Origin of the sequence: Microbacterium sp. UBA837 (assembly GCF_002296025.1) — a bacterium.
In the GTDB taxonomy this organism is placed as follows: domain Bacteria; phylum Actinomycetota; class Actinomycetes; order Actinomycetales; family Microbacteriaceae; genus Microbacterium.
The window spans coordinates 1-26489 of record NZ_DBHD01000109.1 but is presented as its reverse complement, the minus strand read 5'-3'; the positions used below and the strand labels follow the sequence as shown (position 1 = coordinate 26489).

Here is a 26489-nt window from a genome sequence, read left to right as displayed (position 1 = left end):
TCCATGAACCCCTCACACACTTGGGAGCATCCGAAAGTGCCTGGAGAAAACCTCACCCGCATCGAAGCGCAGGAGCGTCGCGGCGTCCTCGACACGCAGTCTTATGAGGTCGAGCTGGATCTGACCACCGGCCCGGAGGTGTTCCGGTCGACCTCCACCGTGCGCTTCACCGCCACCGAGGGCGCGTCGACCTTCATCGACCTGATCGCCCGACGCGTCCACTCCGTCACGCTCAACGGACGCAGCATCCCGGCCTCGGCGTTCACCGACTCCCGGATTGCGCTCGACGAACTCGCGCTCGAGAACGAACTCGTCGTCGTCGCCGACTGCGAATACACGAACACCGGCGAAGGCCTGCACCGGTTCGTCGACCCCGTCGACGGCGAGGTCTACCTCTACACCCAGTTCGAGGTGCCCGACTCGCGTCGCGTCTTCGCCGTGTTCGAGCAGCCCGACCTGAAGGCGACGTTCCAGTTCACCGTGACCGCTCCCGCGTCGTGGAAGGTGATCTCCAACTCCCCGACCCCCGAGCCCGTACCCAGCGGCGAGGGCGTCGCAACGTGGGAGTTCGAGCCGACGCCGCGGATCTCGTCCTACATCACGGCACTGATCGCCGGCCCCTATGAGTCGACGTTCTCCGAGTTGACCAGCGCCTCGGGTCGCGTCATCCCGCTTGGCATCTTCGCGCGCAAGAGCCTGTGGCAGTACCTCGACGCCGACTACATCTTCGAGAAGACCCGCCAGGGCTTCGCCTACTACGAGGACAAGTTCGACTACCCGTACCCGTTCGCGAAGTATGACCAATTGTTCGTCCCGGAGTTCAACGCCGGAGCCATGGAGAATGCGGGAGCAGTCACCTTCACCGAGGTGTACGTCTTCCGCAGCAAGGTGACGGATGCCGTCAAGGAGCGCCGCGTCGTCACGATCCTCCACGAGCTTGCCCACATGTGGTTCGGTGACCTCGTCACCATGAAGTGGTGGAACGATCTCTGGCTCAACGAGTCGTTCGCCGAGTGGGCTTCGACGATTGCGACGGCCGAGGCCACCGAGTGGACCGAGGCCTGGACGACGTTCAATGCGATGGAGAAGACCTGGGCCTACCGCCAGGACCAGCTCCCCTCCACCCACCCCGTCGTCGCCGAGATCCGCGACCTCGAAGACGTTCAGGTGAACTTCGACGGCATCACCTACGCGAAGGGCGGGTCGGTGCTCAAGCAGCTGGCAGCCTGGGTCGGCATCGACGAGTTCTTCGCCGGTGTCGGGGCGTACTTCCGCAAGCACGAGTACGGCAACACGGAGCTTCGCGACCTGCTGACCGAGCTCGAGACGACCAGTGGACGCGAGCTGACCGAGTGGTCGAAGAAGTGGCTCGAGACCGCCGGCGTCAACACCCTCTCCCCCGCCATCGTCGAGGGTGCAGACGGCACGATCTCGGCGTTCAAGATCGTCCAGACGGCCCCGTCGGACTACCCGACGATCCGGCCCCACCGCCTCGGCGTCGGCTTCTACGACCTGCAGAACGGTGAACTCGTCCGCACCCACTTCACGGAGCTGGATGTCGACGGAGACCTCACCGATGTTCCCGAGCTCGTCGGCCTGACCCGCCCCGACCTGGTTCTCCTGAACGACCACGACCTCGCGTACGCGAAGATCCGCCTCGACGAGCGGTCGCTGCAGACGGCGATCGACCATCTCTCGAAGATCTCCGACCCGCTTGCCCGGTCACTGGTGTGGGGTGCCGCGTGGGATCAGACGCGGGATGCCGAAGCCTCGGCGTCCGACTACATCGACCTGGTCCTCGGCAACATCGCCTCCGAGACCGAATCGACCACGGTGCGAACGACTCTCGCGCAGCTGCAGCTGGCGGCCAACTCGTACGTGACCCCCGACAAGCGCGACGCGTCGCGTCACAAGGTCGCAGATGGGCTGTGGGCGCTCGCGCAGGCAGCGGATGCCGGCAGCGACAGCCAGTTGCAGTTCGTCACCGCGTTCGCGAGCGCGGCTGCAACCCCCGAGCACTGGGAGACGGTGCGCGCCCTGCGCGCCGGAGAGATCACCCTCGATGGGCTCACGATCGACACTGATCTGTCGTGGCAGCTGCTCGTGTCGCTCGCCGCGGGCGGAGTGATCACCGAGGGCGTCATCGACGAGGCGCTGGCTAGCGACAACACCGCCAAGGGCGCTGAGTTCGCCGCGCAGGCCAAGGCTGCGCTGCCGACGCCGGAGGCGAAGAACGCGGCGTGGTCATCGCTTGTCGACTCGGATCGCCTGCCCAACACGCTCGTACGCGCCGCAGGTCTCGGCTTCACGCACCCCGCCGGTGTGCTGCTGCTCGACGAGTTCGTGGACCAGTACTTCGCGATGTTGCTTCCCGTCTGGGAGTCGCGCACGTACAAGATCGCCGAGTACCTCGTGCTGGGCCTGTACCCCGCGCCGCTGGCAAACGCGAAGCTCCGCGACGCGACACGCGCGTGGCTCTCCGCCAACGGGGAAGCGCCAGCGGCGCTGCGCCGGCTTGTGGCAGAAAACCTCGCCGGCGTGGAACGCGCCCTTGCGGTCCAGGAGCGCGACGCGCTCTGACGTATCAACGCGGGGGAAGCACCACTTCGGTAGTACTTCCCCCGCGCTCGTGTCCGCCTTGCGATGGATGTTTCTCGGCGGTGACCTCCGTAGCGTGGAGGCATGATCGTTGCAGAGCAGCTCACGAAACGCTACGGAGACAAACTCGCCGTAGACAATGTCTCCTTCACCGTGCCGCCGGGGAAGGTCACCGGGTTCCTCGGCCCGAACGGGGCGGGCAAATCCACCACGATGCGGATGATCGTGGGCCTTGACCGTCCGACCGCTGGTCGCGTGACCGTGAACGGCGCGCGGTACCAGTCGATGCGGGCGCCTCTGACGGAAGTGGGCGTTCTCCTCGACGCGAAAGCTGTTCACACGGGGCGGTCCGCCCGTAACCACCTGCGCGCGATCGCTGCAACCCACGGTTTCGGTCGGGCCAGGGTCGACGAAGTCATCGAACTGACCGGTATCGCCTCTGTGGCCGGTCGCCGCGCCGGCACCTTCTCGCTCGGTATGGGACAACGTCTGGGGATCGCAACCGCACTGCTCGGTGACCCGCACACGTTGATCTTGGACGAGCCGGTGAACGGTCTGGATCCCGAGGGCGTGCGGTGGGTACGGCAGTTCGTGCGTTATGTCGCGGGTGAGGGACGTACGGTGCTTTTGTCGAGTCATCTCATGAGCGAGATGGCACAGACAGCAGACCGCATCGTCGTGCTCGGACGCGGCAAGGTTCTCGCCGAGGGTGATCTGCCCGACCTCGTTCAGGAATGGACGAGCACAGCCGTGACAGTGCGATCGCCTCGGCTGACCGAGCTCATCAGCGAAATAGAAGGATCGGAGGTCACCGTGACCTCGAACGAACCGGAGCTTGCGACGATCACGGGGCTGACAGCTGCACGCATCGGCGATCTTGCCGCGGCTCGCGGCATCCCGCTGCACGAACTCACGCCCCATGCCGGTTCTCTCGAGGATGCCTACCTTGCTCTCACCGGCGAGGCCGTCGAGTACCGGACGAAGGAGATCGCATGACCACCGCCACTGCCACCCCCACTCGAACGGTCGAACACGCCGGCACGCACCGCCTCAACGGTGCGAACTTGCTGCGCAGCGAGGCGATCAAAGTGACAACCCTGCGCTCCACGTGGTGGTCGCTCGGGATCGCTCTCGTTCTCTCCCTGGCGATCTCGTGCCTCATTGCAGCGAGCTCCCGGGACTTTCCGAACCCACTGCCTCCCATCTCGGCGATCCTGTCGCCGACACAGTTCACGATGCTCGTAGCCGGCATCCTCGGTGCGATCGTGATCACCGGCGAATACTCGACCGGCATGATCCGTTCGACGCTTACCGCGGAGCCCCGCCGCGGAGCCGTGCTGATCGCCAAGGCCGTGGTCATCGGAGTGATCATGGCCCTGGCCACAGCCGTCACCTACGCCGTGGCGATCGCAGCCACCGCGCCATTGCTGGCCACGGGCATCGACTGGGGAACGCCAGCGGACTCGATCATTCCGCTCTCCTACGGGGTGCTCTCGATGGTCTCGTTCACACTGTTGGGACTCGGCGTCGGGTTCATCGTGCGAAACGGCGCCGGCGCCATCGCGATCACCGTCGGCATCCTGTTCGTTCTTCCCATCGTCTTCCAGTTGTTCTCGCTCGCTGGCGAGAGCTGGCAGTGGCTCGTGGATCTCGGCGCCTACCTGCCGATGACCGCAGCTTCGACGCTCACGGCCGTTGGAGCCACCGACGTCGTCGCACCCCTTCTCACGCTCATCGGCTGGGCGATCCTCCCGTTGATCGGCGGGTGGGTGCTGCTGCGCAGCCGCGACGCGTGAGCGATGAACCGGGGCGGTCCGAACCCGGCGACAACGCTGAGACGAGAGTCCTAGGATTCTCGTGATGCGCCAGTTCGAGACCGCCCCGGCACCCGCGACCCCGTGGGAGAGCTTCCTCGCCATACTCGGCGAGATCGGCGGCACGCTCCTGCAGGTCGCGATCGTCCTCGTGAGCGCCGTGGTGGTCGTCTGGGTGCTGCGACTGATCATCCGTCGGGTCGTTCGTCGGGTGGTCGAAGGCGCCAAATCCCGCGCTCGCGTCGACGACACGCAGGCGCTCGAACGGTCGCCGTTGGCATCCGTTCGCGTCGTGCAGCGGACCCGCACCCTCGGGTCGATCCTGCAGAACATCGTGAACGTCACCGTCGTGATCGTCGCGATTCTGCTGATCATCCTGATCCTCGCGGGACCTCAGGTGATGGGCTCGTTCACGTTGCTGAGCGCGGCCATCGGGGCCGGCCTCGGTTTCGGCGCACAGAACATCGTCAAAGACGTGCTCAACGGGATCTTCATCGTCGCCGAAGACCAGATCGGCATCGGTGACGTCGCTGACCTGGGGCTTGCCACCGGCGTCGTCGAATACGTGAGTGTCCGCATCACCCAGGTTCGCGACGTCAACGGCACGCTGTGGTTCGTGCGCAATGGCGAAATCACCCGCATCGGCAACATGTCACAGGGATGGTCGCGCGCAATCATCGACCTCGCCGTACCGGTGAATGCCGATGTCGACGAGGTCGAACAAGCGATGCTGGATGCCGCGCGCGCTCTCGCACAGGAGCCGAAGTGGCGCAGCCGCATCATCGAGGATCCCGAAGTGTGGGGGCTGGAGTCGGTCTCGGGCGACGCGTTGGTCATCCGGATCGTGATCAAGACACGGGCAGGGGCGAAGGACGACGTCGCGCGCGAACTGCGCATGAGACTCAAGCGCGCGATCGATGGGCTCGGACTCACCCTGCCGCAGATGAACTCCATCATGCTGTCCGGTCTCGAGACGGCCGGCAGGGTGCGTGGCGCCAACCCGCCCCGGACCAAACCCACCCCCATCGCGCAGCCCGGGGTTCCGGATCGGCCCGTGTGGCGAGCCAAGCGAACGAGTAAGAAAACGGATGCCGACTCCGAGGCATCCGGGGAAGCAGAGCAGTGAGCACGCCCGAGCAGCAGTCGTTCTATGAGGCAGTCGGCGGACATGAGACGTTCGTGCGCATCGTCGATGGCTTCTACCGCGGGGTCGCCGGTGACCCGGTGCTGCGGCCCATGTACCCCGAAGAGGACCTCGGGCCGGCGATGGAGCGCCTCTTGATGTTCCTCGAACAGTATTGGGGCGGACCGACGACCTACAGCCAGCAGCGGGGTCATCCCCGCCTTCGGATGCGGCACGCACCCTTTCCGGTGAATCCTGACGCACGCGACCGATGGCTCGCACACATGCGCGCCGCCGTCGACGAGGTCGGATTGTCGCCCCTGCACGAAGAAACCCTCTGGGACTACCTGAGTCGTGCCGCGCATGCCATGGTGAACACGTTCGAACGAACCGAGATCGGGCCCGGGGCTGGCGGTCGCGCAGACATCCCGCTGACCTCCGAGAACTGACACACACGACGACGGTATTCCACGACAAGGGAGTCGCATGACCGAAGCATCCGTTCACCGAACCGACGTCCTCGTGATCGGCTGGGGGCTGGCTGGACTCGTCGCCGCCGCAGAGGCAGTCGCGGCGGGCAAGCGTGTCACGATCATCGACCAGGAGCCACGCACCAACGTCGGTGGGCAGGCGTGGTGGTCTTTCGGTGGGCTGTTCTTCGTCGACTCGCCCGAGCAGCGGCGGATGGGCATTCGGGACAGCATCGAACTGGCACGACAGGACTGGTTCGGCACAGCGGGTTTTGATCGGGCAGAGGACGCCTGGCCACGCCGCTGGGCCGAGGCCTACCTCGAGTTCGCCGCAGGTGAGAAGCGCAGCTGGCTGCGCGAACGCGGCGTGGGATTCTTCCCGGTCGTCGGCTGGGCAGAGCGCGGCGGCTACACCGCCGGCGGTCCCGGCAATTCCGTGCCCCGCTTTCACATCACGTGGGGAACCGGCCCGGGTCTTGTCGCACCCTTCCAGGCTGCACTCGAGGATGCCGAGCGTGCCGGAACACTCACGGTGCTCCCCCGCCACCGCGTGACCTCCCTCACGCTGCGAAACGGCGCCGTGACAGGAGCTGCCGGCGACGTGCTGGCGCCCTCCAGCGCCGCCCGTGGTGTGGCAACGTCGCGGGACGTCGTCGGCACCTTCGAGATCGAGGCTGGCGCAACGGTCGTCGCATCCGGAGGAATCGGCGGCAACCACGACCTCGTGCGCCAGTGGTGGCCCGAGAGACTGGGAGCAGCTCCCGCCGACATGGTGGCAGGCGTACCCGCGTACGTCGACGGATCAATGCTCGAAGTCACGGAGACCGCGGGGGCGAACCTCATCAACCGCGACCGCATGTGGCATTACGTCGAGGGCATCCAGAACTGGGACCCGATCTGGCCGCTGCACGGCATCCGGATCCTGCCGGGCCCGTCCTCGATCTGGCTCGATGCAACCGGCGCGCGCCTCCCCGTTCCGCTGTTCCCCGGGTTCGACACGCTCGGCACCCTCGCGCACCTTCGAGCCACCGGCCACGACCATTCCTGGTTCGTGCTCTCACAGCGGATCGTCGAGAAGGAGTTCACGCTCTCGGGCAGCGAACAAAACCCCGACCTCACCGGCAAGGATGTGCGACTGCTCCTGCGATCGCGGCTCGGAAAGGGCGCTGCCGGTCCCGTCCAAGCCTTCCTCGACCATGGCGCCGACTTCGTCATCCGCGACGACCTCGACAGCCTCATCGAGGGCATGCGGGCCCTGCCTGGCGGCGAAGCCCTGGATGCCGACCGGGTGCGTTTCGAGGTCGAGGCGCGAGACCGCGAGATGGACAACGACTTCACCAAAGACGCCCAGGTCGCGATGCTGCGCTCGGCTCGCGCCTACCGCGGTGACAGGCTCGTCCGCACGGCTGCCCCGCATCGCATCACCGACCCCGCTGCAGGACCTCTGATCGCTGTCAAGCTGCACGTGTTGACGCGCAAGTCGCTCGGCGGCATCGAGACCGACCTCTCCGGGCGGGTTCTCGGACCCAGCGGCGAGCCGATCGCGGGCTTGTTCGCCGCAGGCGAGGCCAGCGGGTTCGGCGGCGGAGGCGTGCACGGTTATCGCGCGCTCGAAGGGACCTTCGTCGGAGGATGCCTGTTCTCCGGTCGGGCAGCCGGGCGAGGCGCGGCTGCGACCGTGTGACCGATTGCTGCGTCCAGCGTCAGGTCAGTCCGCCGTCAACCGAGCGACCGTATGCTGACGGTTCGTCGCGGACCATGACCGGCGTGTCGCGGTTGAGGCTCTCGCCGCGGAAGAACGACTTCGCGCGCGGGAAGAGGAACCACAGGAACATCAGCAACACGCCGAAAGCGAGTGCGCCGACGCCGAGAACGAACGTGCCGCCGACACCGAAGAGCACCGTATAGCCGTAGTCGACGTTGTACATGTCGATGGCCGACTGGACGAATGCGTAGGTCAGCATCAGCGCACCGAGCAACGGGAACAGGAACTTGTAGAAGAAGTTCCGCCGTGAGGTGAACAGCTCGCGACGGAAGTACCAGACGCACGCATAGCCCGTGATTCCGTAGTAGAACGCGATAGCGAGCCCGAGCGAGAGGATCGAGTCCTGCAGGATGCTGTCGCTGATCAGCGTCATCCCGACGTAGTACACGACCGCGACGATCCCCATGACGAGGGTCGAGAACGATGGCGTCTTGAAGCGCGGATGCACCGTCGCAAACCTCCTGGGGAGAGCGCGGTAGGCGGCCATTGCGAGGGTGCCGCGCGCTGTCGGGAGGATCGTCGTCTGCGTCGACGAGATCGCAGACACCATGACCGCGACGACCAGCACCCACCCGAGCGGACCGAGAAGGCCGTCTTTGATGGCGATGAAGAAGTCGTCGGCGTTGGCTTCGTTGCCAAGGCCCGTCGGTCCATCGCCGAGCCCGGCATACATCATCGCCGCGATCGTCACCGCAACGTAGGTGAACAGCAGGATGACTGTCGTGAGCAGTGCGGCGCGTCCGGGGATTCGCCGGGGATCCTTCGTCTCTTCATTGAGCGCCAGCGTCGTGTCCCAGCCCCAGTAGATGAACAGGGCGAGCAGGATTGCCTGCACGAAGCCGCTCCAGTCGCCGATCGCGAACGGGCTCAGCCAGGACCACTCGAACGGAGTCGGATCGGGTGCGCTGCCTGAGAAGAAGTGCCAGAGGGCCGCGACGATGAAGATCGCGAGTGCGAGATACTGCACCGCCAGCAGGATGTTCTGAACCCTCTCGCCGATCTCGACGCCGCGCCAACTGATCCACGTCATCGCGGCGATGAAGACGACGCCAGTTGCCGTAACCAATACCGCGTTATCGGCCAGAAGCGCATCCTGAGGGCTTCCGACGATCCCGTCGATGAGCGCCCAAAGATAGATGCCGCTGATCTGGGCGAGGTTTGCCAGCACGACCATCCCGGCCACGGCGACGCCCCAACCACCCATCCATCCCACCCACGGGCCGAAGGCTTTGGTTCCCCACGTGAATGTGGTGCCGCAGTCCGGTATCTCGCGATTGAGTTCCCGGTAGGCGTAGGCGATGAACAGCATGGGCACGAAGGCCAGCACGAAAATGATCGGCGCCTGCGCACCCACCGCGATGACGATGAACCCGAGCGTCGCAACCAGCGAGTACACCGGCGCCGTAGATGCCAGTCCGATGACTGTCGAACCCCAGAGGCCGAGCGTGCCTGCGGCGAGACCCTTTCCCTCAGGTGCCGTGAAGGTAATCGGTGCAGTCGCCATTCCGTCACCGTAGGAGCACCGCGAATTCGCGGTCAAGCATATGTTTCGAGCGGCGGTTAGCCGGGGATGCTCCCGGCACGGAACTATCGCGAGTTCACTCCGGATCTGCGCACCAGAACGTGCCCGCGGCGAAGCGACAGCCGCAGCCAGGCGCCGGCTTCGCGCAGCGGCACGGTCTCGGCATCCTGCCCCAGAAAGCCGAGCACCTGAGCGACGAATCCCACTCCGCGCGGCAGCCCGTCAAGCTCCGGATCCGGCGCTCCCCACACCGCGGTCCGGACCTGACGGACCACATCCTCACCGGCGCTCGTCGGCACAGCTTTCGCAACCTCCTCCATTCCGCGGTGGGCTGCCCCAGCCAGCTCAGTCGACGAGATCTCACCGCGTACTGCCCACCCCGACACTGGTGGGGAGATGCCGGCCCAGGCGGCGCGCATGCCCGCGTCGGGCAATTCGAGTGTCACGCCCTGCGCCCGCAGGGAAGCACCATCGACGACCAGGTCGCAGGCGAGTTCCGGGTCGGCGGCGAGAACCCGCACGCCGAGGATTGTCGGGGCTGTGTCCAGGATCCCGCGCGGCGCGATGGGGGCGCAGGTCATGACGAGGATGCCGCCCGTTGCGCGCAGACGCACGGCACCGTCTCCGACGCGTGCGGCGCGTGAGGCGAAGGTCTGCGCGTCCACAGCGGTCTCGGCGTCGGCGAGATTCAGGGGCGTCGGCATTCGACCTAAACTACCAAGCGGAACAGCTGCCGCGGCCGCGGCGACATCAGCAAGCTCCGGGAGAACCGATGACCGACGGCGCCACGAACACCCCCGGCGAGGTCGTGGAGGCGGACCCGGTCGCCGCACTCCTGGCCGTTCTCACCCTGTCCTCGAGCGGGGCACGGACCACCGAGGACATCTTCACCGGTGTCTCGCAATCAATGCCGCTCGGGCGCGTGTACGGCGGTCAGGTGCTGTCCCAATCCATCGTGGCGGCCTCCCATACGCTGCCGCCGGGACGAACCGTCCACTCGATGCACGGATACTTCCTGCGCCCGGGCGACTCTTCGGCGGGCATTACGTTCGCCGTCGATCGGATTCACGACGGTCGGTCGTTCTCGACCCGGCGCACGCAGGCCTACCAGGACGGGGTGCCGATCTTCTCGATGATCGCGTCGTTCCAGGATGAGGGCCCCGGTCTGGAACACGCGGTGCCCATGCCCGACGGCATCCCGCACGCCGACGAGCTGCCCGACCTTGAAGATCACTTGATCGGCCTGCATCCGATGAGCAAGCGCATGTTCACTGACCGGCCGCTCGACGTGCGCCACGTCCCCGGCCCCATATATCTGCACGTGGATGGTGAGCACGTCCCCCACCAGGCGGTGTGGCTTCGCACGCGCCGATCGCTGCCCGACGACCCCGACCTGCATCGCGCCGCGCTCGCTTACCTGAGCGACATGACGATCCAGGAGTCGGTGCTGCGCGCTCACGGCGTCGCCTGGTCAACCCCGGGACTCAAGGTTGCGAGCCTCGACCACGCCATGTGGTGGCACCGGTTCGCGCGGGTCGACGAGTGGTTGCTCTACGTTCAGGAATCACCCAGTGCCCGTGGAGGCCGGGGTCTCGCTACCGGCAGAATCTATTCCTCGGAAGGAATACTGGTGGCGAGCGTCGCGCAGGAGATCACGATCCGCCTGCCGCACGACCGCGACTGACCTGCTTAGCGTCTGGTCTGAGCCCGCTCAGCGGCGGTGTCCGTATCGCAATGGTTCACCGACGTAGGGTGCCCAGGCTTCCTGTTCGACCTCGCTCAGACGGACGGGCCTGCCGGTTTCGGCATCCACCTTCACAACAACCGTCGTTGCACGCGCGTAGATCTGCTGGCCGTCCGCGCCGGCGGTCTCCAGGGGGCTGCAGACCTCGTAGCACACGTCGATGCTGGAACCGCCGAGCCTGCCGAACCAGAGCTGGACGTCCAACGGATGCCGCTGGTAGGGAACAGGGAGCAGGTACTCGATCTCCTGGCGAGCAATGAGCGTCAGGACGCCGGCGTGCAGACTCGAGTCCATGACGGCCGTTGGCGGTGCACTCTCGCCGGCGCCGGGCCGCCAGAACGCGCGAACCCGCGCCTCTTCGAGGAGCTTGAGCATCGAGGTGTTGTTGACGTGATTGAATGCGTCGAGGTCGCCCCACCGCAGGTGGATCGGTAGGTGCAGCCGAGCCCCGCCGGGCACACTTGCTTCGGTCTCGCTCATTGCCGGGTCAGTCGCGTGTGAGCTTGCGGTACGTGGAACTCGCGCGGTTGAGCGCATCCGGCCCCAGGCGCTCAAGCTTGTTCTTCTCGTAGGCCTCGAAGTTGCCCTCGAACCAGTACCACGCATCCGGGTTCTCGTCGGTACCTTCGTAGGCAAGGATGTGAGTCGCGATGCGGTCGAGGAACCACCGGTCGTGGGTGATGACCACGGCGCAACCCGGGAACTCGAGCAGGGCGTTCTCCAGAGACTGAAGAGTTTCGACATCAAGGTCGTTCGTCGGCTCGTCGAGCAGCAGGAGGTTGCCGCCCTCCTTGAGGGTGAGTGCCAGGTTGAGGCGGTTCCGCTCACCACCAGAGAGGACGCCTGCCTTCTTCTGCTGGTCAGGTCCCTTGAAGCCGAACTTCGACACGTAGGCACGCGAGGGAATCTCCGTCTTACCGACCGTGATGATGTCCAGCCCGTCGGACACGACCTCCCACAGCGTCTTTGTGGGATCAATGTTCGAGCGGGACTGGTCGACGTAGCTGATCTTGACCGTCTCGCCGATCTTCAAGTCGCCGCCATCGAGCGGCTCAAGGCCGACTATGGTCTTGAACAGCGTCGTCTTACCCACACCGTTGGGGCCGATGACACCGACGATGCCGTTGGGAGGAAGGCTGAAGCTCAGTCCATCGATGAGGGAACGACCGTCGAACCCCTTCTGGAGCTTCTTGGCTTCGATCACGACGCTTCCCAGGCGCGGCCCCGGCGGAATCTGGATCTCCTCGAAGTCGAGCTTGCGAGTGCGCTCGGCCTCGGCGGCCATCTCTTCGTATCGAGCCAGACGAGCCTTCGACTTGGCCTGACGACCCTTCGCGTTCGAGCGAACCCAGTCGAGTTCCTCCTTCAGCCGCTTGGCAAGCTTCGCGTCTTTCTTGCCCTGGACATCCAGCCGCTCGGCCTTCTTCTCGAGGTAGGTCGAGTAGTTGCCTTCGTAGCCGATCAGTCGGCCGCGATCGACCTCCGCGATCCACTCAGCGACATTGTCGAGGAAGTACCGGTCGTGGGTGATGGCGATCACAGCACCTGCGTACTTCTGCAGGTGCTGCTCGAGCCAGAGCACGCTCTCGGCGTCGAGGTGGTTCGTCGGCTCGTCCAGCAGGAGCAGGTCAGGCTTTTGCAGCAGGAGCTTCGTGAGGGCGACGCGGCGCTTCTCGCCACCCGAAAGGAGCGAAATCTGCGCGTCCCCCGGGGGTGTGCGCAGCGCATTCATCGCCTGGTCGAGTTGCGAATCGAGGTCCCACGCGTCTGCCGCGTCGATCTCTTCTTGCAGCGTGCCCATCTCGGCCAGCAGGCTGTCGAAGTCAGCGTCAGGGTCGCTCATCAGGCCCGAGATCTCGTTGAACCGATCCAGCTTGGCCTTGACCGCGATCCCGTCTTGGATGTTCTCGAGAACGGTCTTGGATTCGTCGAGCTCCGGCTCCTGCATCAGGATGCCGACACTGAACCCCGGGGTAAGGATCGCCTCTCCGTTTGACGGGGCGTCAAGGCCCGCCATGATCTTCAGGATCGTCGACTTTCCGGCACCGTTGGGGCCGACCATTCCGATCTTCGCTCCCGGGAGGAACGCCATCGTCACGTCGTCGAGGATCAGCTTCTCGCCCACAGCTTTGCGGGCGCGGACCATCTGATAGATGTACTCAGCCATAACCTGTCCAGTCTACGGGCCGACCGGGTGCTGCCTACGCCTCACCAGTCGATGGGACGGGTGTCTCCGATGAGGCAGCGACCGGTCTGAAGGCCCGGCATCACGGCAACGACAGGATCCCCGGTCGAGGGCCCGACCTGGCCGACAAGGCATTCCTCGCCCCACCGCACCGAGAACTGGATGCTCTCGGCCGGATTGCCGACCGTTGACTCGTCGTAGGTGACCTCCATGGCCGACTTGTCGAAGCCGACCTGAGTGAGCCCGTCGACATACGCGCGCCCCTGGAAACGCCCGTCGGTTGCCCACACAGCCGCAACCACGTCAGCGAAGAACGGGAGCGCCTCGTCGGCTGTAGTTGCATCGCTCACCTGCTGAGGAGCTGCGGAAGCTGTCTCCGTCGGGGTTGGTGTCGCCGTGACCGTCGGCGTCGGCGATGGCTCGGGCGTCGCGGTACACCCCGCGAGTACCCCGACAACCAGTGCCGCGCTGACAGCCGGGGCGATCCGGCCGAAGCGGGAACGTCCCGTGACAGGGGTCGGAGTAGTCATTCCAGCGGCACGCACGCAGAGGAGTCTAGAGCCACTCTCCCGACCGCTCCCTGGGAGGCTAGAAGGGCGTTTCGCCGGCAAGCGCGGCAGCCGGGGCTGCACCGTCCAGTCCCGGCGCAGCCCACGCATCCTGGTCTTCGCCGGCACTCGCGGGCGGGGCGGACGCGGCCCCTTCTGCGGTTGCCTGCTTGGTGTAGGTCGTGGTTCCCCACCGCAGATCATGGCCGACGGTGTCGGCATCGATATCGATGCTGATGCCCTTCTTGCCGCCGGACTCCCAGGGGCGAAGCCGCAGACGGCCGGTGACCACCAGCGGCTCGCCCTTGGTGACCGAGGCCGCGATGTGTTCGGCAAGTCCCCGGAAAGCCGAAACGTTGTACCAATTGGTTCCGTCGTCGACCCACGTGCCGCTCTGGCGATCAAAGCGACGCTGTGCACTCCCCAGCCGGAAGTTGACGATCGGGAGTCCCCCAGCTGTGACCTTGAACTCGGGGGGCCCCGCGACATTTCCGGTGACGGTGATGATGTCCTGCATTTCTCCCTTTCCCGCCCGGATCGGTTCCGGGCTGCGCTGGTACCCGAGTGCCCGTCGGGTACCAGCGCCGAGATCAGGCTCGCCGATCAGCGGGAGCTATGCCGCCCCGCGCTGCCGAGAGGTGCACAGGTGGCGCGCCGGGGCGGCTGGGGAGGAAGGCTCAGGCCGTCACATACTCCGCGAAGCGCGCCCGCACCTTGTTCACCTTGGGGACGGCGACCGCCAGGCAGTACCCCTGCGTGGGGTTCTTCGCGAAGAAGTCCTGGTGATACTCCTCCGCGGCGTAGAACTCACCGAGGGGCTCGATCGTCGTGACGATTCCGCCGTCCCACCACTCAGCCGCGCGATCGCGCGCAGCCTCGAAGAGCTCCCGCTGATGATCGTCGGCGGGAAACATCGCGCTGCGGTACTGGGTTCCGATGTCGTTTCCCTGTCGGTTCAGCTGTCGCGGATCGTGCATCGTGAAGAAGGCATCCAGGATGACGTCGTCCGAGATGACGTCGGGATCGAAGGTGACGGCGACGGCCTCGGCGTGCCCGGTACGGCCCGTGCAGACCTGCTCATAGGAGGGGTTCTCGACGGTGCCGCCGACATACCCCGAAACGACCGACGACACTCCGCGAAGAGCGCGGTACGCCGCGTCGAGACACCAGAAGCAGCCGCCTGCGAGAACGAACGTGTGCATGATTTCTCCTTGTTGTGGCGCCGGGTTCTCGGCGCCACTGGCAACAACAGTCTCGCGCGTATTGCTGTTCCCTGCGATGTGTCGGAGGTCGGATCTATGTTCGATCTCAGGGAGACACTGATGCAGACCTCACAGATACAGCTCGTGCCGATCGGGATCGACGCCTGGCGCGTCGTTGATGCGGGCCGCGGGCCGATCGGTCACCTGCGCGTCGATCGCGACGCTCAGGGTGAGCACTTCGCGGTGAAACGCTTCCACCCGAGTGACAGGCAATTCCATGCGCTCGGACGGTTCTGGAGCCGCGATGACGCCGTCGAGGCCCTCCTGCTGTCGACCTGACGTCTGTCCCGAGGTCGGCGACTCAGACCGGTGAGCTCCAGAGGTCCCGGACACCGTGCGGAGCATCTCGAAGCACGCCCGGCCAGACGTCCGCAAGAATCTCGACGGCCCGGCGCAGGTCGCCGGGGGGTGCGGTAAACGGAATGCGTAGGTGCCGTTCGTTTCCGCCATCTGGCGCGAACCTCGGACCGGCCGACAGGAGCAGTCCGGCCGTCCTGGCTTGGAGCACCAGCGCCGAACTCAATGGCGCGTTCAGCTCGACCCAGAGGGCGACTCCCCCATCAACCGAGGGCACGCGCCACTCCGGCAGCCGTTCCGCCAGCGCTGAGACCAGCGCATCCCGTCCCTCGCGCAGGAACTCACCGCGATGTCGCGCGATCTCGGGCAGCCGCGGAATCAGCCCGGTTGCCACTGCCTGTTCGAACTCCGGTGTACCGAGGTCGTACGCCGGGCGTTCCTGCACGAGCCGGTCGATGAGGTCATGGTCGGTCCGTATCCACCCGACACGCAAACCTCCCCACACGGTCTTGCCGAGCGACCCGACGCGCACCACGAGGGATTCATCGGTCGCCTGGAAACCGCGGTCCTGGGATCCTCGATCGATGTCGAGGTCGGCGGTCGTCTCGTCGATCGCCAGGAGGGTTCCAGAGCGCTGTGCAGCCGTCATGATGGTCTCGCGCTCGTACGCCGACATACTGCGGCCCGTCGGGTTCTGGAAGTCGGGCATGAGGTAGGCAAGGGAGGGGCGGGTGCGAGCGAAGGACTCGGCGACGCGCTCGAGATCCCATCCGCTTTCGGCCGCTACCGGGATGCCGACGAGCCGCCCGCCGGCGCGACGGAGTGCGTCGGCTGCATGCGGATACGTGGGGGTCTCGATCGCGACGCGATCGCCGCGTCCGATGAGCACGCTCGCAAGCAGGTGGATCGCGCTCTGGGCACCGGCGGTGATCATGATCTGGCGAGACTCGGTCGGCAGTCCCCGAGCGCGGAACAGCTCGGCGATGGCTTCGCGCAGCTCAGCGCGACCGAGGACGTCGTACCCCGAGCGCGAGGCGAGGGTCGCGGCATCGGCCGCAACCTCGGCCATGTGACCCGCAAGCCCGGGCCAAGCTGGGGGGCTCGCCTGCTGGAGGTCGATGGTGCCGTCAGTTCCGAGCACCCTCGCGACCTCGCGCCGGCCGAGCGGAAGGGTGACGCTTCCCGACCCCCGCAGGCTGCTGATGTGCCCGGAGTCGCGAAGGCTCTGATAGGCCATCGAGACGGTGCTGCGACTGATTCGAAGTGCGGTGGCGAGTTCGCGCTCAGCCGGAAGCGCGGTCCTGGGCGCGATGCGGTTGTCCAAGCAGAGCAGACGGATGCCGTCGGCGAGCGCCTCGTAAGCCGGTTCGCGCGTGCGCCATCCGCCCAGTGCGAGGGTCAGTGATCGCGCGGACATTCGGGACTCCACGGCCACTCCTTCCCGATTGGACTGGTCACGTCAGTCCACTTCTGGTCTTGGATGGTGCCATGCCGCGCCGCATCCTGCAACTTCTCATCGGGCTCCCCCTCTACGGGGCCGGAGCTGCGCTGACGGTTGATGCTGGACTGGGCGTCGACCCCTGGACTGTGCTGGCCGAGGGCCTGTCGATCAGAACCGGTATCGGCGTCGGGTGGATGACGAACATCCTCGGCCTGTTGATCCTGCTTCTCTGGATTCCGCTGCGCCAACGCCCCGGCATCGGCACCGTGGCCAACATCCTCGTCGTCGGAACCACGATGCAGGTCACCCTCTGGGTCCTGCCACCGATCACGGGATTCCTCGCGCAGCTTGCGGTGCTCGTAAGCGGCATCCTGCTCGTCGCCGTCGCCTCGGGGCTGTACATCGGCGCGCACTTCGGGCCGGGTCCCCGCGACGGCCTGATGACCGGCCTGCGCAGCCGGTTCGGGATGCCGATCTGGGCAGCTCGCGCCAGCGTCGAGCTCACCGTGCTGGTAATCGGGTGGCTGCTGGGAGGCACCGTCGGGCTCGGGACCGTCCTGTTCGCGGCGACCATCGGCCCGCTGGTACACCTCACCTTGCCGCTGTTCGACACCGCTCGCACGCGGGCGACATCGCGGCTGGTAGCGGCGCCGACCACTCCCCTCGCGTCACCGAGGTAGGAATACGTGGGGTGGCTAACGGGGCTTGAACCCGCGACCCCCGCGACCACAACGCGGTGCTCTACCAACTGAGCTATAGCCACCATGTGCACACCGGAGTGCGCAACCAAAAGATTCTCTCACACGCCGGGGGCGAACGCCGACACGGCGACAGCCGCTGCCTGCTTGGCCTCATCGCTGGTCGGACCCGGTTCGGGAACGAACACGACGCTGCGGTAATACGCCAGCTCGCGCAGCGATTCGCTGATGTCGGCGAGCGCGCGGTGGCCGCCATCCTTCGCCGGGGCGTGGATGTATGCGCGTGGGTACCAGCGCCTGGCCAGTTCCTTGATGCTCGACACATCGACGTTGCGGTAGTGCAGCCACCGATCGACGCGGGGCATGTACTTCGCGAGGAACATCCGGTCAGTCCCGATCGTGTTTCCGGCCAACGGCGCCTTGCCCTCGAGGGGAACAAAGCGCTGGATGTACTCGAGAACCTCGAATTCGGCCTCTGCGACGCTGACGCCGTTCGGGATCGCCTCGAGCAGTCCGGACTTCTCGTGCATGGCGGTGACGAAGTCATTCATGTTCGCCAGCGCAGAAGCGTCAGGTTTGATAACGATCTGGAAGCCGGGATCCAGCGGGCGCAACTCGAAATCGGTGACGATCACCGCGATCTCGACGAGTTCGTCGACGGCGAGGTCCAGTCCGGTCATCTCACAGTCGATCCACACCAGCCGGTCGTTCTCGCTCGAAGCCATGCCGCCCATCCTAGAGCGGGCGCTCCCGGCTACTGCGGCGGCTCCCGGTAATCTGGTTGATGCGCCTCCGTAGCTCAATGGATAGAGCATCGGCCTTCTAATCCGACGGTTACTGGTTCGAGTCCAGTCGGGGGCACGAGATGAGTGGCGGGAAGGCGCGGGGCACGATGGTCGAGATGGATGCCGACGCGTTCGAGCGCCTGGTCGTCGAAGAACTCGACCGACTTCCCGATGACATGGTCGACGGACTGGACAACGTCATCTTCGTCGTCGAAGACCGCGGCGAGGACGGTTCCCTGGACCTCCTCGGGCTCTACGACGGGTGGGCGCTGACCGAACGCGATCGATATGGCGTGGGTGAGCTTCCGGACCGGATCATCGTCTATCGCGAAGCGCACCTGGCAGCGTGCGACGATCTGGACGACCTTCGCGCCGAGATCCATACGACTCTCGTGCACGAGATCGCGCACTTCTACGGGATTGACGACGACCGGCTCCACGAGTTGGGATGGGCTTGATGAACAGCGCGACACTGCCTCGAGCCGATGAGGATGTCGACACGCTCCGCGCCGCTGAAACGCCGTGGCAGACAGTCGTGTGGAACGACCCGGTCAACCTGATGAGCTACGTCACCCATGTCTTTCGGAGCTACTTCGGGTTCAGCGCCGAGCGGGCCGAATCACTGATGCTCGCCGTGCATCATGAGGGCCATGCCGTAGTGGCCGAAGGTGCGCGCGAGCAGATGGAGCTCCACGTTCACGCGATGCATGACTACGGGCTCTCGGCGACGGTGCGGAGGGCTCCGGCATGACCCGCGAACTCGTGATGGCCATCACGCGGATCGAGGCTCTGCACCTCTCGCAGATGACGGAGCAGTTCCGGGACCTCCTCGACGCCACGACAGACGCATCAAGCGATGATGCCGTGGCACGCCTCGTTCCCGAGGGGTATCTCGACGATGACGCCGCAGCTCGCGAGTTCCGCCGCTTGACCGAGCGCGAGCTGCTGGACCGCCGTCACACGGATGCCGAGACTGTTCTCGGCATCCTGCGCCCGACGCTACCCGCCATGCCGATCGCATCCGACGACCCGGCGCTCACGGAGGAGGTCGTCGTGCACGCAAGCGCAGCTGATGTGAGCGCGTTGCTGCGCACGCTGTCGGCGATTCGGCTCGTACTCGCGACGAGGCTCGGGATTCAGGCCGATGACGACCACGATGCCTCTGATCCGCGTTTCGGGATCTACGACTGGCTCGGCTACCGCCTCGACAGCCTCATTAGCGCGATCGACGCAGATTCCGATCCCCGCGGCACCTGACGACACCAGGCACCGATCGGCTCACGGAACGACGAAGACCCGCGTTGCGTGTGCTGCCGGGTCGTCACGAGTGATGTGGCGATCCTCCTGGCGCGCCCACCGCTCCCAGTGTGGTCGGTACGTGTCCCCGTCGCGCTCCAGGGCCCGTTCTCGTCGGGAGTCCGCCGGCGATTCGACCCACACGCGAACGCTCGCGAGCGCAGCGGTCGTCGGGGTGAGGATGCCGGATCCTTCGATCACGAGCGGAAGATCCGGATCCACGCCATACGACTCCGCATACTCACCCGCGCTCCAGTCCCACCGTCGCCACCGGCCCTGCTGTCCGTTGGCATGCGGGATGAGGACGTGACGTGTGACGTCCTCGACGGCGGCATCCAGCCCGTCCCAACCCGGGTACGTCGAGTCCAGCGCGAGCAACTGAGGTGAGGCATCCAACGGCCACCGCTCCAGAAGAAGGCGCGTCAGGCTCGTCTTGCCGGCTCCGCTGCGCCCGTCGATCAGGATGACGGGCGCCGGGCCACCCAGCGTCAGGATGTCGTCGCGCAGGGCGTCGGTGGCCTCGGTCAGGACCTGACCGACGGGATCGTCACTTCTTGAGGGCGCGGATGACACGAATGAGGACGTGCCCGGCGACCCACACGAACGGGATGCCGACAGCAAGCAGAGAGATCAGATTGGGCTCGAAGCGCAGGTCATCACCGCGGCGAATGTACGCGCCAATCGGGATCGCCGTACCGCCGGCCCCACCGCCACCGTTGCCGCCCTCATCCGAGCCCCCGCCGAAGCCGGAGGACGCGAGGGCGACGGGGATGATCTTGATGCCGTCGACATCCTGTTGTTCTCCGTAGATGCCGGAGACACCGAAGGATGCCGCCTGCTTGCCGAGTTCGAGCGCGATGTTGGGCATGGCCCCACGCTACCGCCCCGGGACGCTCCAGGACAGGCCGACGTGGATCCGGTCCTCGTCAACGCTGATCGTCGCGGGGCAGGCGGGGGTTCGAGGGGAGCGTCCCGCCGCCGCGTTCGCTGATGAGGGTCGCACGGGTGACCGCCCCTCGACCGAAGCGGGCAGCCGCAGTATCCAGTGCGGATTCGACGCGCCGCCACTCTCCGTCGTCGTCCCACAGGGTGGGCGCTGACTCACTGAGGGTACGTAGCTTCTCGGCACGGACGCCCACGAGCCGGATGGGGAGGCGCCTGTCGATCGCGTCGAACAGTTCCAGAGCGACCTCCCCCAGGCACTGGCCGACGGAGCTCGGCTCCGGGAGGCTGCGCGAGCGGGACACGGTGCTGAAGTCGGCGAACCGGACCTTGATCGCGACAGCTCCGGCTTCCCATGATGCTGCGCGCAGGCGTGCCGCAACACGGTCAGCCAGACGACGCAGCTCCGAGCGCAGCACCGCGGGGTCGCTGATATCAGTGTGAAACGTCTCTTCGTGCCCGACACTCTTTTCGACACGGGTGGTGGACACCTCGCGTGCATCCCTGCCCCGCGCGAGGTTCCACACTCGCTCCCCCATTGCTGCGCCCAGCGCACGTTCGAGGACGGCCTGCGGCGTCTCCAGCACGTCGGCAACCGTACGGATGCCACGCGACTCGAGCGCCTCGGCGGCCTTCGGTCCCACGCCCCACAGCGCGCGGACAGACCGTGGCGCGAGGAATGCCGCGGTGTCTGCTTCGGCGACGATCAGAAGGCCGTCGGGTTTGCTCAGGGTGGAGGCCATCTTCGCGACATGCTTCGTTGCGGCGGCACCCACGCTGCAGGTCAGGCCGGTCTCGTCGCGCACGCGGGCGCGAAGCATCCGTGCGATCGTTCCGGGAGACCCCCACAGGCGCCGCGCCCCACGCACATCGAGAAAGGCCTCGTCGATCGACAGCGGTTCGACCAGCGGTGTGATCTCGTGGAACACGCGCATGACCTCGCGCGAGAGCGCCACGTAGCGATCGAAGTGAGGTGGCACGACGATCGCCTGCGGGCACAAGCGCAACGCCTGCCCGACCGGCATGGCAGCTCGAACACCGAACGCGCGAGCCTCGTAGGAAGCACTGGACACGACCGACCGGCTCTCGGGTGCGCCGATGATGATCGGCTTTCCTGCAAGGGTCGGGTCATCGAGCACCTCGACAGCCGCGTAGAACGCATCCATGTCGACGTGAAGGATGTCGGCGCCGGTGTCGTCAGCATCGTCGGGCGACACGAGGCGATTCCTGCCGTCCCCTCGTCCCATGCATCCATTCTCGCCCACCCCACCGACAGTGTTCTGTCGGCGTTCCCATAGGCGCTGGATGGTCACCGCGGACCCTTCCGGGATACCCTAGGGGGTATAAGAGTCCGACATCGAAGGAGCACGTCATGATCAGTTCAGCACGCCATGTCCTCCCCGTCGCAGTGGTCACAGCTGCGGCTCTGGGGATCTCGGGGTGCACGGTCGCGTCCGCACCGACCGCCGAGGCCGAGGCATCCGCTGCCCCGACCACCGCGAGCCCACTGGCGCCGACCGGGTCACCCATCCCCGCGGAGATCGTCACGAGCGACCTGGAGGCGCAGTTGCTGTACCTCATCGAAGAGGAGAAGCTCGCTCACGACGTGTACACCGTGCTCGGTGACCTGTGGGGCGGGAACGTCTTCGTCAACATCGCAGCGTCCGAGATCTCGCATCAGGATGCCGTGGCAACACTTCTCGTGGAGTACGACCTTGCCGATCCGCGCTCGGACGAGATCGGCGTGTTCACCGACCCCGACCTCCAGGCGCTCTACGACCAGCTCGTGGCCGATGGCAGCGGGTCCAGGGCCGCCGCCATCGATGTCGGAGTCCTCATCGAGCAAACCGACATCGCCGATCTGACGCGTGCCCTAGACGACGCTGCCGATGATGTCGCGGTTGTCCTGGAGCGCCTGCTTGCCGGCTCCCAGAATCACCTCGCCGCGTTCGAGCGGCAGGCTTGATGAAGTGCAGCCCCGCGCGGGGCTGCACCAGCTCGAGCCGACCGAGGGTCAGGACTGCGAAGCGCGCTCGAGAATCAACTCGCGCACGCGCGCGGCGTCAGCCTGGCCCTTCATCGCCTTCATGACAGCGCCGATGATCGCGCCGGCAGCCTGAACCTTGCCGTCGCGGATCTTCTCGAGCACATCGGGCTGGGACGCGAGCGCCTCATCGATCGCGGCGATCAGCGCCCCGTCATCCGAGACGACCGCGAGCCCTCGCGCGTCTACGACCTCCTGCGGAGTGCCCTCGCCGGCGATGACGCCCTCGAGGACCTGTCGGGCGAGCTTGTCGGTGAGTGTTCCCGCATCGACGAGCCGCTGGAGCGCCGCGACGTCGGCGGGCGAGACGAGGTCGCTCGCTTCGCGGTCCTGCGCGTTCGCGATTCGGGCAATCTCACCGGTCCACCACTTGCGTGCTGATGCCGGTGATGCGCCTGCAGCGATCGTCGCCTCGACCTCGGCGAGGATGCCGCCGTTGGCGACATCCTGGAATTCGAGGTCGGTGAATCCCCACTCCGCCTTCAGCCGGCGCCGACGCGCAGCCGGTGACTCGGGAAGCGCCGCTCGAAGCTCCTCGATCAGCTCGATCGACGGCTCAACGGGAAGCAGGTCGGGCTCGGGGAAGTAGCGGTAGTCGTCGGCATCCGACTTCGGGCGTCCGGGCGAGGTCGTGCCGGTGTCTTCGTGCCAGTGACGGGTCTCTTGCGTGATCGTGCCGCCGGCAGCGAGGATCGCGGCCTGGCGCTGGATCTCGTGACGAACCGCGCGCTCGACCGAGCGCATCGAGTTGACGTTCTTCGTCTCGGTGCGGGTTCCCAACGGAGCCGGCGGCTCGCCGGCCGCGACGCGCGGGCGCAGCGACACGTTCGCGTCACAGCGGAGGTTCCCACGCTCCAGACGCGCTTCCGAGATGCCGAGCGAGAGCACGATGTCGCGGATCGTCCGCACATAGGCCTTGGCGATCTCGGGCGCGCGGTGCTCGGCGCCGAAGATCGGCTTGGTGACGATCTCAATCAGCGGAACGCCCGCGCGGTTGTAGTCGACGAGCGAGTACTCGGCGCCCTGGATGCGGCCCGTGGAACCGCCCATGTGGGTGAGCTTTCCGGCATCCTCTTCCATGTGCGCGCGCTCGATGGGAACCTCGACGATGGTGCCGTCTTCGAGCTCGACCTCGACCTTGCCCTCGAACGCGATGGGCTCGTCGTACTGCGAGATCTGATAGTTCTTTCCGAGGTCGGGGTAGAAGTAGTTCTTGCGAGCGAACCGACTCGAGGGCGCGATCGAGCAACCGAGGGCAAGCCCCAGACTGATCGACGAGCGCACTGCTGTCTCGTTCACGACCGGCAACGCCCCTGGAAGCCCCATGTCGACCGGGGCGACAAGGGTGTTGGGCTCAGCGCTGTGGTTGGAGGCGTGGGCCGGGTTGCCGGCAGCCGAGAACATCTTGGTCTCGGTGTTCAGCTCGACATGCACCTCGAACCCGAGCACCGGCTCGAACAGCTCGAGAGCCTTGTCGTAATCCATGAGCTTCGCGGTAGCCATCAGGCACGCCCTCCCGTCGATGCGCTCAATACCGGGGCCCGGTCAAGCAGCGGACCACCCCACTCGTCCAGCAGCAGCGCCTCGAGCGCCGCACCCACGCGGTAGAGCCGCGCATCCTGTCGAGCCGGCGCGAGGAACTGGATGCCGACAGGCAGGCCATCGTCTGCCGACAGACCCGAGGGAAGAGAGATCCCGGGAACACCGGCGAGGTTTGCAGGGATCGTCGCGACGTCGTTGAGATACATCTGCAGCGGGTCGTCGATCTTCTCCCCCAGGCGGAACGCCGTGGTCGGGGCGGTGGGTGTGGCGATGACGTCGACCTGCGCGAACGCCTGGTCGAAGTCCTGCTGGATGAGGGTGCGAACCTTCTGGGCCGATCCGTAGTACGCGTCGTAGTAGCCGGCGCTCAGGGCGTATGTCCCGAGAATGATGCGGCGCTTGACCTCGTCGCCGAAGCCCGCTTCTCGCGTAGCTGCCATGACGTCTTCAACAGTTCCTCCCGGAACGTCGACGCGCAGTCCGAAGCGCACCGAGTCGAACTTCGCGAGGTTACTGGATGCCTCAGCGGGCAGGATCAGGTAGTAGGCGGCGACGCCGTACTCGAAGTGGGGCGCGCTGATCTCGACGATCTCGGCACCCTGCGCCTCCATACGTGCCAGAGCTGCACGGAAGGACTCCGAAACACCGCTCTGGAAACCGCTGTCGGGCAGTTCCCGGATGACGCCGACCCGCAGACCTTTCAGCACATCGCCGCGGGCACCCTCGCGTGCGGCATCCGCAAACGACGGCCAGTCCTCGGCGAGCGAGGTCGAATCGTGGGGGTCGTGACCGCCGATCACGTCGTGGAGCAGACCCGCGTCGAGCACCGTCCGGGTGACCGGTCCGACCTGATCGAGGCTGGAGGCCAGTGCGATCGCCCCGTACCGGCTCACAGCGCCGTACGTGGGCTTCACACCCACCGTGCCGGTCACGTGCGCCGGCTGACGAATCGAACCGCCGGTGTCGGACCCGAGAGCAAGTGGCGCCTCGAAAGCTGCGACTGCCGCGGCTGATCCACCGCCAGACCCGCCGGGGATTCGGTCGAGATCCCATGGATTGCGCGTGGGACCGTAGGCCGAGTGCTCGGTCGAGGAGCCCATCGCGAATTCGTCCATGTTGGTCTTGCCCAGCGGGACGAGACCGGCAGCACGCGAACGCGCGACGACCGTCGCATCGTAGGGCGACATGAACCCCTCGAGGATGCGGGATCCGCTCGTGGACGGCATGTCGGTCGTGACGAGCACATCCTTGATGGCGAGCGGGACTCCCGCCAACTCGGGGAGCTCTTCGCCTGCCGTGCGCCGGGCGTCGATATCGGCTGCCACCTCGAGCGCGTGGTCGCTGACGTGGAGGAAGGCGTGGATGTCGGCATCCACCGCGGCGATCCGGTCGAGATGCGCGCGCGTAGCCTCGACACTCGATATCTCGCCCGAGGCGAGCGACGACGCCAGCTCGGCAGCTGTCAGGCGGGTGAGGTCTGTCACTGTTCTTCTCCCAGGATCGCGGTCACACGGAAGCGGCCGTCTGCGGCATCCGGGGCGTTCTGCAGCACCTGCTCGGGCGTGAGCATGTCGCCCGGAACATCAGCGCGGAACACATTGTGTAGGGCGATCGGGTGACTGGTCGCAGGCACCTCGGGAGTGGCCACCTGCGACACCTTGGCGATGTTGTCGACGATCGCGTCGAGCTGGCCGGTGAGGCGCTGAACCTCGTCGTCGCTCAGGCGGATCCGGGCGAGCACACCAAGATGGCGCACGAGATCGGGGGTGATTTCAGACACCGCACCATTCTAGGTGGGGCACCTCGACCGCCTGTGCCCCGCAGACCCCTCCGGCTTCACGCCGCAGAGCGCTCAGTCCGACGCACGGTGAGTCGATGAGCCGGGAGCGCAGCCACGATCCCGCTCGCGATGAAGACGACCTGCAGCATCGCTCGCGGAAGGAGCGGCGTCGAAGGCGCGGCAGGGTTGTCTACCCCGGCGGCCGCGACGATGTTGTCAGTGCGGCGCTGACAGAGGCGGGCGGCGACATCTACCACCACGGCGTGACCTACGTGACGTGGGCGCTCGCCCATCCTGGCCACTACGCGGTGATGTGGACACCGCGACTGACCGATGAGGAGGATTCCTCACTCGCTGCAGCACGGATGGCGACATGGGGCATCCTCGAGCGGGCCGTTGCCGATGCCCGCACTGACGCGTCGGATGACGAGGAGGCGCACGATTCGGCGTACGCTGCGTTCGCTATCGTGCACGGACTCGCCGGAATCTGGCTCAGTGGCGCAACGCCGCCTCCTCCCGATCCGGATTCACGCGCTCGTGCGATCGTGCGCCATCTCGCCTTCGAGACACTCTGACCGCGAGCCGGACCTTCAGGGGCGGCGCGCTCTCCCCTAGATGAGTGAGTCCGTTTGG

General features: G+C 66.2%; 29 protein-coding genes and 2 tRNA genes. 15 read left to right on the top strand and 16 right to left on the bottom strand.

Features of this window, described 5'->3' with window-relative positions; translation table 11 throughout:
* Positions 1-36 precede the first annotated feature (36 nt).
* The 6 genes from pepN to B3587_RS08165 all read left to right on the top strand — a co-directional run bounded on the left by pepN (position 37) and on the right by B3587_RS08165 (position 7689).
* Entirely contained in the window at positions 37-2580 is a 2544-nt protein-coding gene (gene pepN, locus B3587_RS08190) for an aminopeptidase N (protein WP_228178203.1), read from the top strand.
* A gap of 102 nt (positions 2581-2682) precedes the next feature.
* On the top strand, positions 2683-3594 hold the full coding sequence (locus B3587_RS08185) for an ABC transporter ATP-binding protein (protein ID WP_228178202.1): 912 nt from the start codon (positions 2683-2685) through the stop codon (positions 3592-3594).
* On the top strand, positions 3591-4394 hold the full coding sequence (locus B3587_RS08180; RefSeq protein WP_228178201.1) for an ABC transporter permease subunit: 804 nt from the start codon (positions 3591-3593) through the stop codon (positions 4392-4394). Before B3587_RS08185 ends, B3587_RS08180 begins: the two co-directional genes overlap by 4 nt.
* 64 nt (positions 4395-4458) lie before the next feature.
* Positions 4459-5538 carry a mechanosensitive ion channel family protein gene (locus tag B3587_RS08175; protein WP_228178200.1) on the top strand — a complete coding sequence of 360 codons (1080 nt, stop codon included), beginning with the start codon at positions 4459-4461 and terminating at the stop codon, positions 5536-5538.
* Entirely contained in the window at positions 5535-5984 is a 450-nt protein-coding gene (locus tag B3587_RS08170; protein WP_292727754.1) for a globin, read from the top strand. The genes B3587_RS08175 and B3587_RS08170 overlap by 4 nt, the downstream gene beginning before the upstream one ends.
* A gap of 37 nt (positions 5985-6021) precedes the next feature.
* Positions 6022-7689, top strand: coding sequence for an FAD-binding dehydrogenase (locus B3587_RS08165; protein WP_228178198.1), 1668 nt, complete (start codon positions 6022-6024; stop codon positions 7687-7689).
* A 19-nt stretch (positions 7690-7708) separates the two neighbouring features.
* On the opposite strand, the gene B3587_RS08160 is transcribed toward B3587_RS08165, so the two are convergent.
* A complete protein-coding gene (locus B3587_RS08160; protein ID WP_292727752.1) occupies positions 7709-9274 on the bottom strand; it encodes an APC family permease in 1566 nt (521 codons plus the stop codon).
* 83 nt (positions 9275-9357) lie between these two features.
* Positions 9358-9996, bottom strand: a complete 639-nt coding sequence (locus tag B3587_RS08155) for a hypothetical protein (RefSeq protein ID WP_292727751.1) — start codon at positions 9994-9996, stop codon at positions 9358-9360.
* 68 nt (positions 9997-10064) lie between these two features.
* On the opposite strand from B3587_RS08155, the gene B3587_RS08150 reads away from it, so the two are divergent.
* Positions 10065-10976 (top strand): acyl-CoA thioesterase, encoded by a 912-nt coding sequence (locus tag B3587_RS08150; protein ID WP_292727749.1) that lies wholly within the window; start codon positions 10065-10067, stop codon positions 10974-10976.
* Between the two features lie 27 nt (positions 10977-11003).
* On the opposite strand, the gene B3587_RS08145 is transcribed toward B3587_RS08150, so the two are convergent.
* The 5 genes from B3587_RS08145 to msrA all read right to left on the bottom strand — a co-directional run bounded on the left by B3587_RS08145 (position 11004) and on the right by msrA (position 14971).
* Positions 11004-11516 (bottom strand): acyl-CoA thioesterase, encoded by a 513-nt coding sequence (locus tag B3587_RS08145; RefSeq protein ID WP_228178194.1) that lies wholly within the window; start codon positions 11514-11516, stop codon positions 11004-11006.
* A 7-nt stretch (positions 11517-11523) separates the two neighbouring features.
* Positions 11524-13203, bottom strand: coding sequence for an energy-dependent translational throttle protein EttA (gene ettA, locus B3587_RS08140; protein WP_228178193.1), 1680 nt, complete (start codon positions 13201-13203; stop codon positions 11524-11526).
* A 41-nt stretch (positions 13204-13244) separates the two neighbouring features.
* The gene (locus B3587_RS08135) at positions 13245-13571 is read right to left on the bottom strand and encodes a DUF6993 domain-containing protein (protein ID WP_292727747.1); all 327 of its coding nucleotides are present in this window, start codon (positions 13569-13571) and stop codon (positions 13245-13247) included.
* A gap of 238 nt (positions 13572-13809) precedes the next feature.
* Positions 13810-14286: a single-stranded DNA-binding protein gene (locus B3587_RS08130; RefSeq protein ID WP_228178191.1), complete on the bottom strand. Its 477-nt coding sequence runs from the start codon at positions 14284-14286 to the stop codon at positions 13810-13812.
* 160 nt (positions 14287-14446) lie between these two features.
* Positions 14447-14971, bottom strand: coding sequence for a peptide-methionine (S)-S-oxide reductase MsrA (gene msrA / locus B3587_RS08125; RefSeq protein WP_228178190.1), 525 nt, complete (start codon positions 14969-14971; stop codon positions 14447-14449).
* A 120-nt stretch (positions 14972-15091) separates the two neighbouring features.
* On the opposite strand from msrA, the gene B3587_RS08120 reads away from it, so the two are divergent.
* Positions 15092-15310: a hypothetical protein gene (locus B3587_RS08120; protein ID WP_228178189.1), complete on the top strand. Its 219-nt coding sequence runs from the start codon at positions 15092-15094 to the stop codon at positions 15308-15310.
* Positions 15311-15332: 22 nt separating this feature from the next.
* Here B3587_RS08120 and B3587_RS08115 read toward each other — a convergent pair whose 3' ends face one another.
* Positions 15333-16757: a PLP-dependent aminotransferase family protein gene (locus tag B3587_RS08115; RefSeq protein WP_228178188.1), complete on the bottom strand. Its 1425-nt coding sequence runs from the start codon at positions 16755-16757 to the stop codon at positions 15333-15335.
* Between the two features lie 59 nt (positions 16758-16816).
* Between B3587_RS08115 and B3587_RS08110 the strand changes: the two genes are divergently transcribed.
* Complete coding sequence (locus B3587_RS08110) at positions 16817-17449, top strand: YczE/YyaS/YitT family protein (RefSeq protein WP_292727743.1); 633 nt, start codon at positions 16817-16819, stop codon at positions 17447-17449.
* A gap of 7 nt (positions 17450-17456) precedes the next feature.
* Here B3587_RS08110 and B3587_RS08105 read toward each other — a convergent pair.
* Positions 17457-17532 (bottom strand) — tRNA-His (locus B3587_RS08105).
* A 36-nt stretch (positions 17533-17568) separates the two neighbouring features.
* Positions 17569-18192 (bottom strand): oligoribonuclease, encoded by a 624-nt coding sequence (gene orn / locus B3587_RS08100; protein ID WP_228178186.1) that lies wholly within the window; start codon positions 18190-18192, stop codon positions 17569-17571.
* 63 nt (positions 18193-18255) lie between these two features.
* On the opposite strand from orn, the gene B3587_RS08095 reads away from it, so the two are divergent.
* The 4 genes from B3587_RS08095 to B3587_RS08080 all read left to right on the top strand — a co-directional run bounded on the left by B3587_RS08095 (position 18256) and on the right by B3587_RS08080 (position 19509).
* Positions 18256-18328: transfer RNA gene (locus tag B3587_RS08095), tRNA-Arg, on the top strand.
* A 31-nt stretch (positions 18329-18359) separates the two neighbouring features.
* The gene (locus tag B3587_RS08090; protein WP_228178239.1) at positions 18360-18710 is read left to right on the top strand and encodes a metallopeptidase family protein; all 351 of its coding nucleotides are present in this window, start codon (positions 18360-18362) and stop codon (positions 18708-18710) included.
* Entirely contained in the window at positions 18710-19003 is a 294-nt protein-coding gene (gene clpS / locus B3587_RS08085; RefSeq protein WP_374198018.1) for an ATP-dependent Clp protease adapter ClpS, read from the top strand. The genes B3587_RS08090 and clpS overlap by 1 nt, the downstream gene beginning before the upstream one ends.
* A complete protein-coding gene (locus tag B3587_RS08080) occupies positions 19000-19509 on the top strand; it encodes a DUF2017 family protein (protein WP_228178184.1) in 510 nt (169 codons plus the stop codon). The genes clpS and B3587_RS08080 overlap by 4 nt, the downstream gene beginning before the upstream one ends.
* Positions 19510-19530: 21 nt before the next feature.
* On the opposite strand, the gene B3587_RS08075 is transcribed toward B3587_RS08080, so the two are convergent.
* From B3587_RS08075 to dinB, 3 genes are read right to left on the bottom strand one after another with little or no spacing between them, the layout of a single operon-like run.
* Positions 19531-20121 (bottom strand): hypothetical protein, encoded by a 591-nt coding sequence (locus B3587_RS08075; protein WP_228178183.1) that lies wholly within the window; start codon positions 20119-20121, stop codon positions 19531-19533.
* Positions 20096-20416, bottom strand: a complete 321-nt coding sequence (locus B3587_RS08070) for a hypothetical protein (RefSeq protein WP_195691589.1) — start codon at positions 20414-20416, stop codon at positions 20096-20098. The genes B3587_RS08075 and B3587_RS08070 overlap by 26 nt, the downstream gene beginning before the upstream one ends.
* Positions 20417-20474: 58 nt before the next feature.
* Positions 20475-21737, bottom strand: a complete 1263-nt coding sequence (gene dinB / locus B3587_RS08065) for a DNA polymerase IV (RefSeq protein ID WP_292727739.1) — start codon at positions 21735-21737, stop codon at positions 20475-20477.
* Between the two features lie 125 nt (positions 21738-21862).
* Between dinB and B3587_RS08060 the strand changes: the two genes are divergently transcribed.
* Positions 21863-22456, top strand: coding sequence for a DUF2202 domain-containing protein (locus B3587_RS08060; RefSeq protein WP_292727737.1), 594 nt, complete (start codon positions 21863-21865; stop codon positions 22454-22456).
* A 48-nt stretch (positions 22457-22504) separates the two neighbouring features.
* Here the strand turns inward: B3587_RS08060 and gatB are convergent, their stop codons facing one another.
* Genes gatB through gatC form a run of 3 tightly spaced genes read right to left on the bottom strand, consistent with a single transcriptional unit; the run spans position 22505 to position 25856 of the window.
* Entirely contained in the window at positions 22505-24037 is a 1533-nt protein-coding gene (gene gatB / locus B3587_RS08055; protein ID WP_228178180.1) for an Asp-tRNA(Asn)/Glu-tRNA(Gln) amidotransferase subunit GatB, read from the bottom strand.
* Positions 24037-25560, bottom strand: coding sequence for an Asp-tRNA(Asn)/Glu-tRNA(Gln) amidotransferase subunit GatA (gatA, locus tag B3587_RS08050; protein ID WP_292727735.1), 1524 nt, complete (start codon positions 25558-25560; stop codon positions 24037-24039). The genes gatB and gatA overlap by 1 nt, the downstream gene beginning before the upstream one ends.
* Positions 25557-25856, bottom strand: coding sequence for an Asp-tRNA(Asn)/Glu-tRNA(Gln) amidotransferase subunit GatC (gene gatC, locus B3587_RS08045; RefSeq protein ID WP_228178178.1), 300 nt, complete (start codon positions 25854-25856; stop codon positions 25557-25559). The genes gatA and gatC overlap by 4 nt, the downstream gene beginning before the upstream one ends.
* Positions 25857-25951: 95 nt before the next feature.
* Here gatC and B3587_RS08040 point away from each other — a divergent pair, with 95 nt between their 5' ends.
* Positions 25952-26431: a TetR-like C-terminal domain-containing protein gene (locus tag B3587_RS08040; RefSeq protein WP_228178177.1), complete on the top strand. Its 480-nt coding sequence runs from the start codon at positions 25952-25954 to the stop codon at positions 26429-26431.
* Positions 26432-26489: the final 58 nt, after the last annotated feature.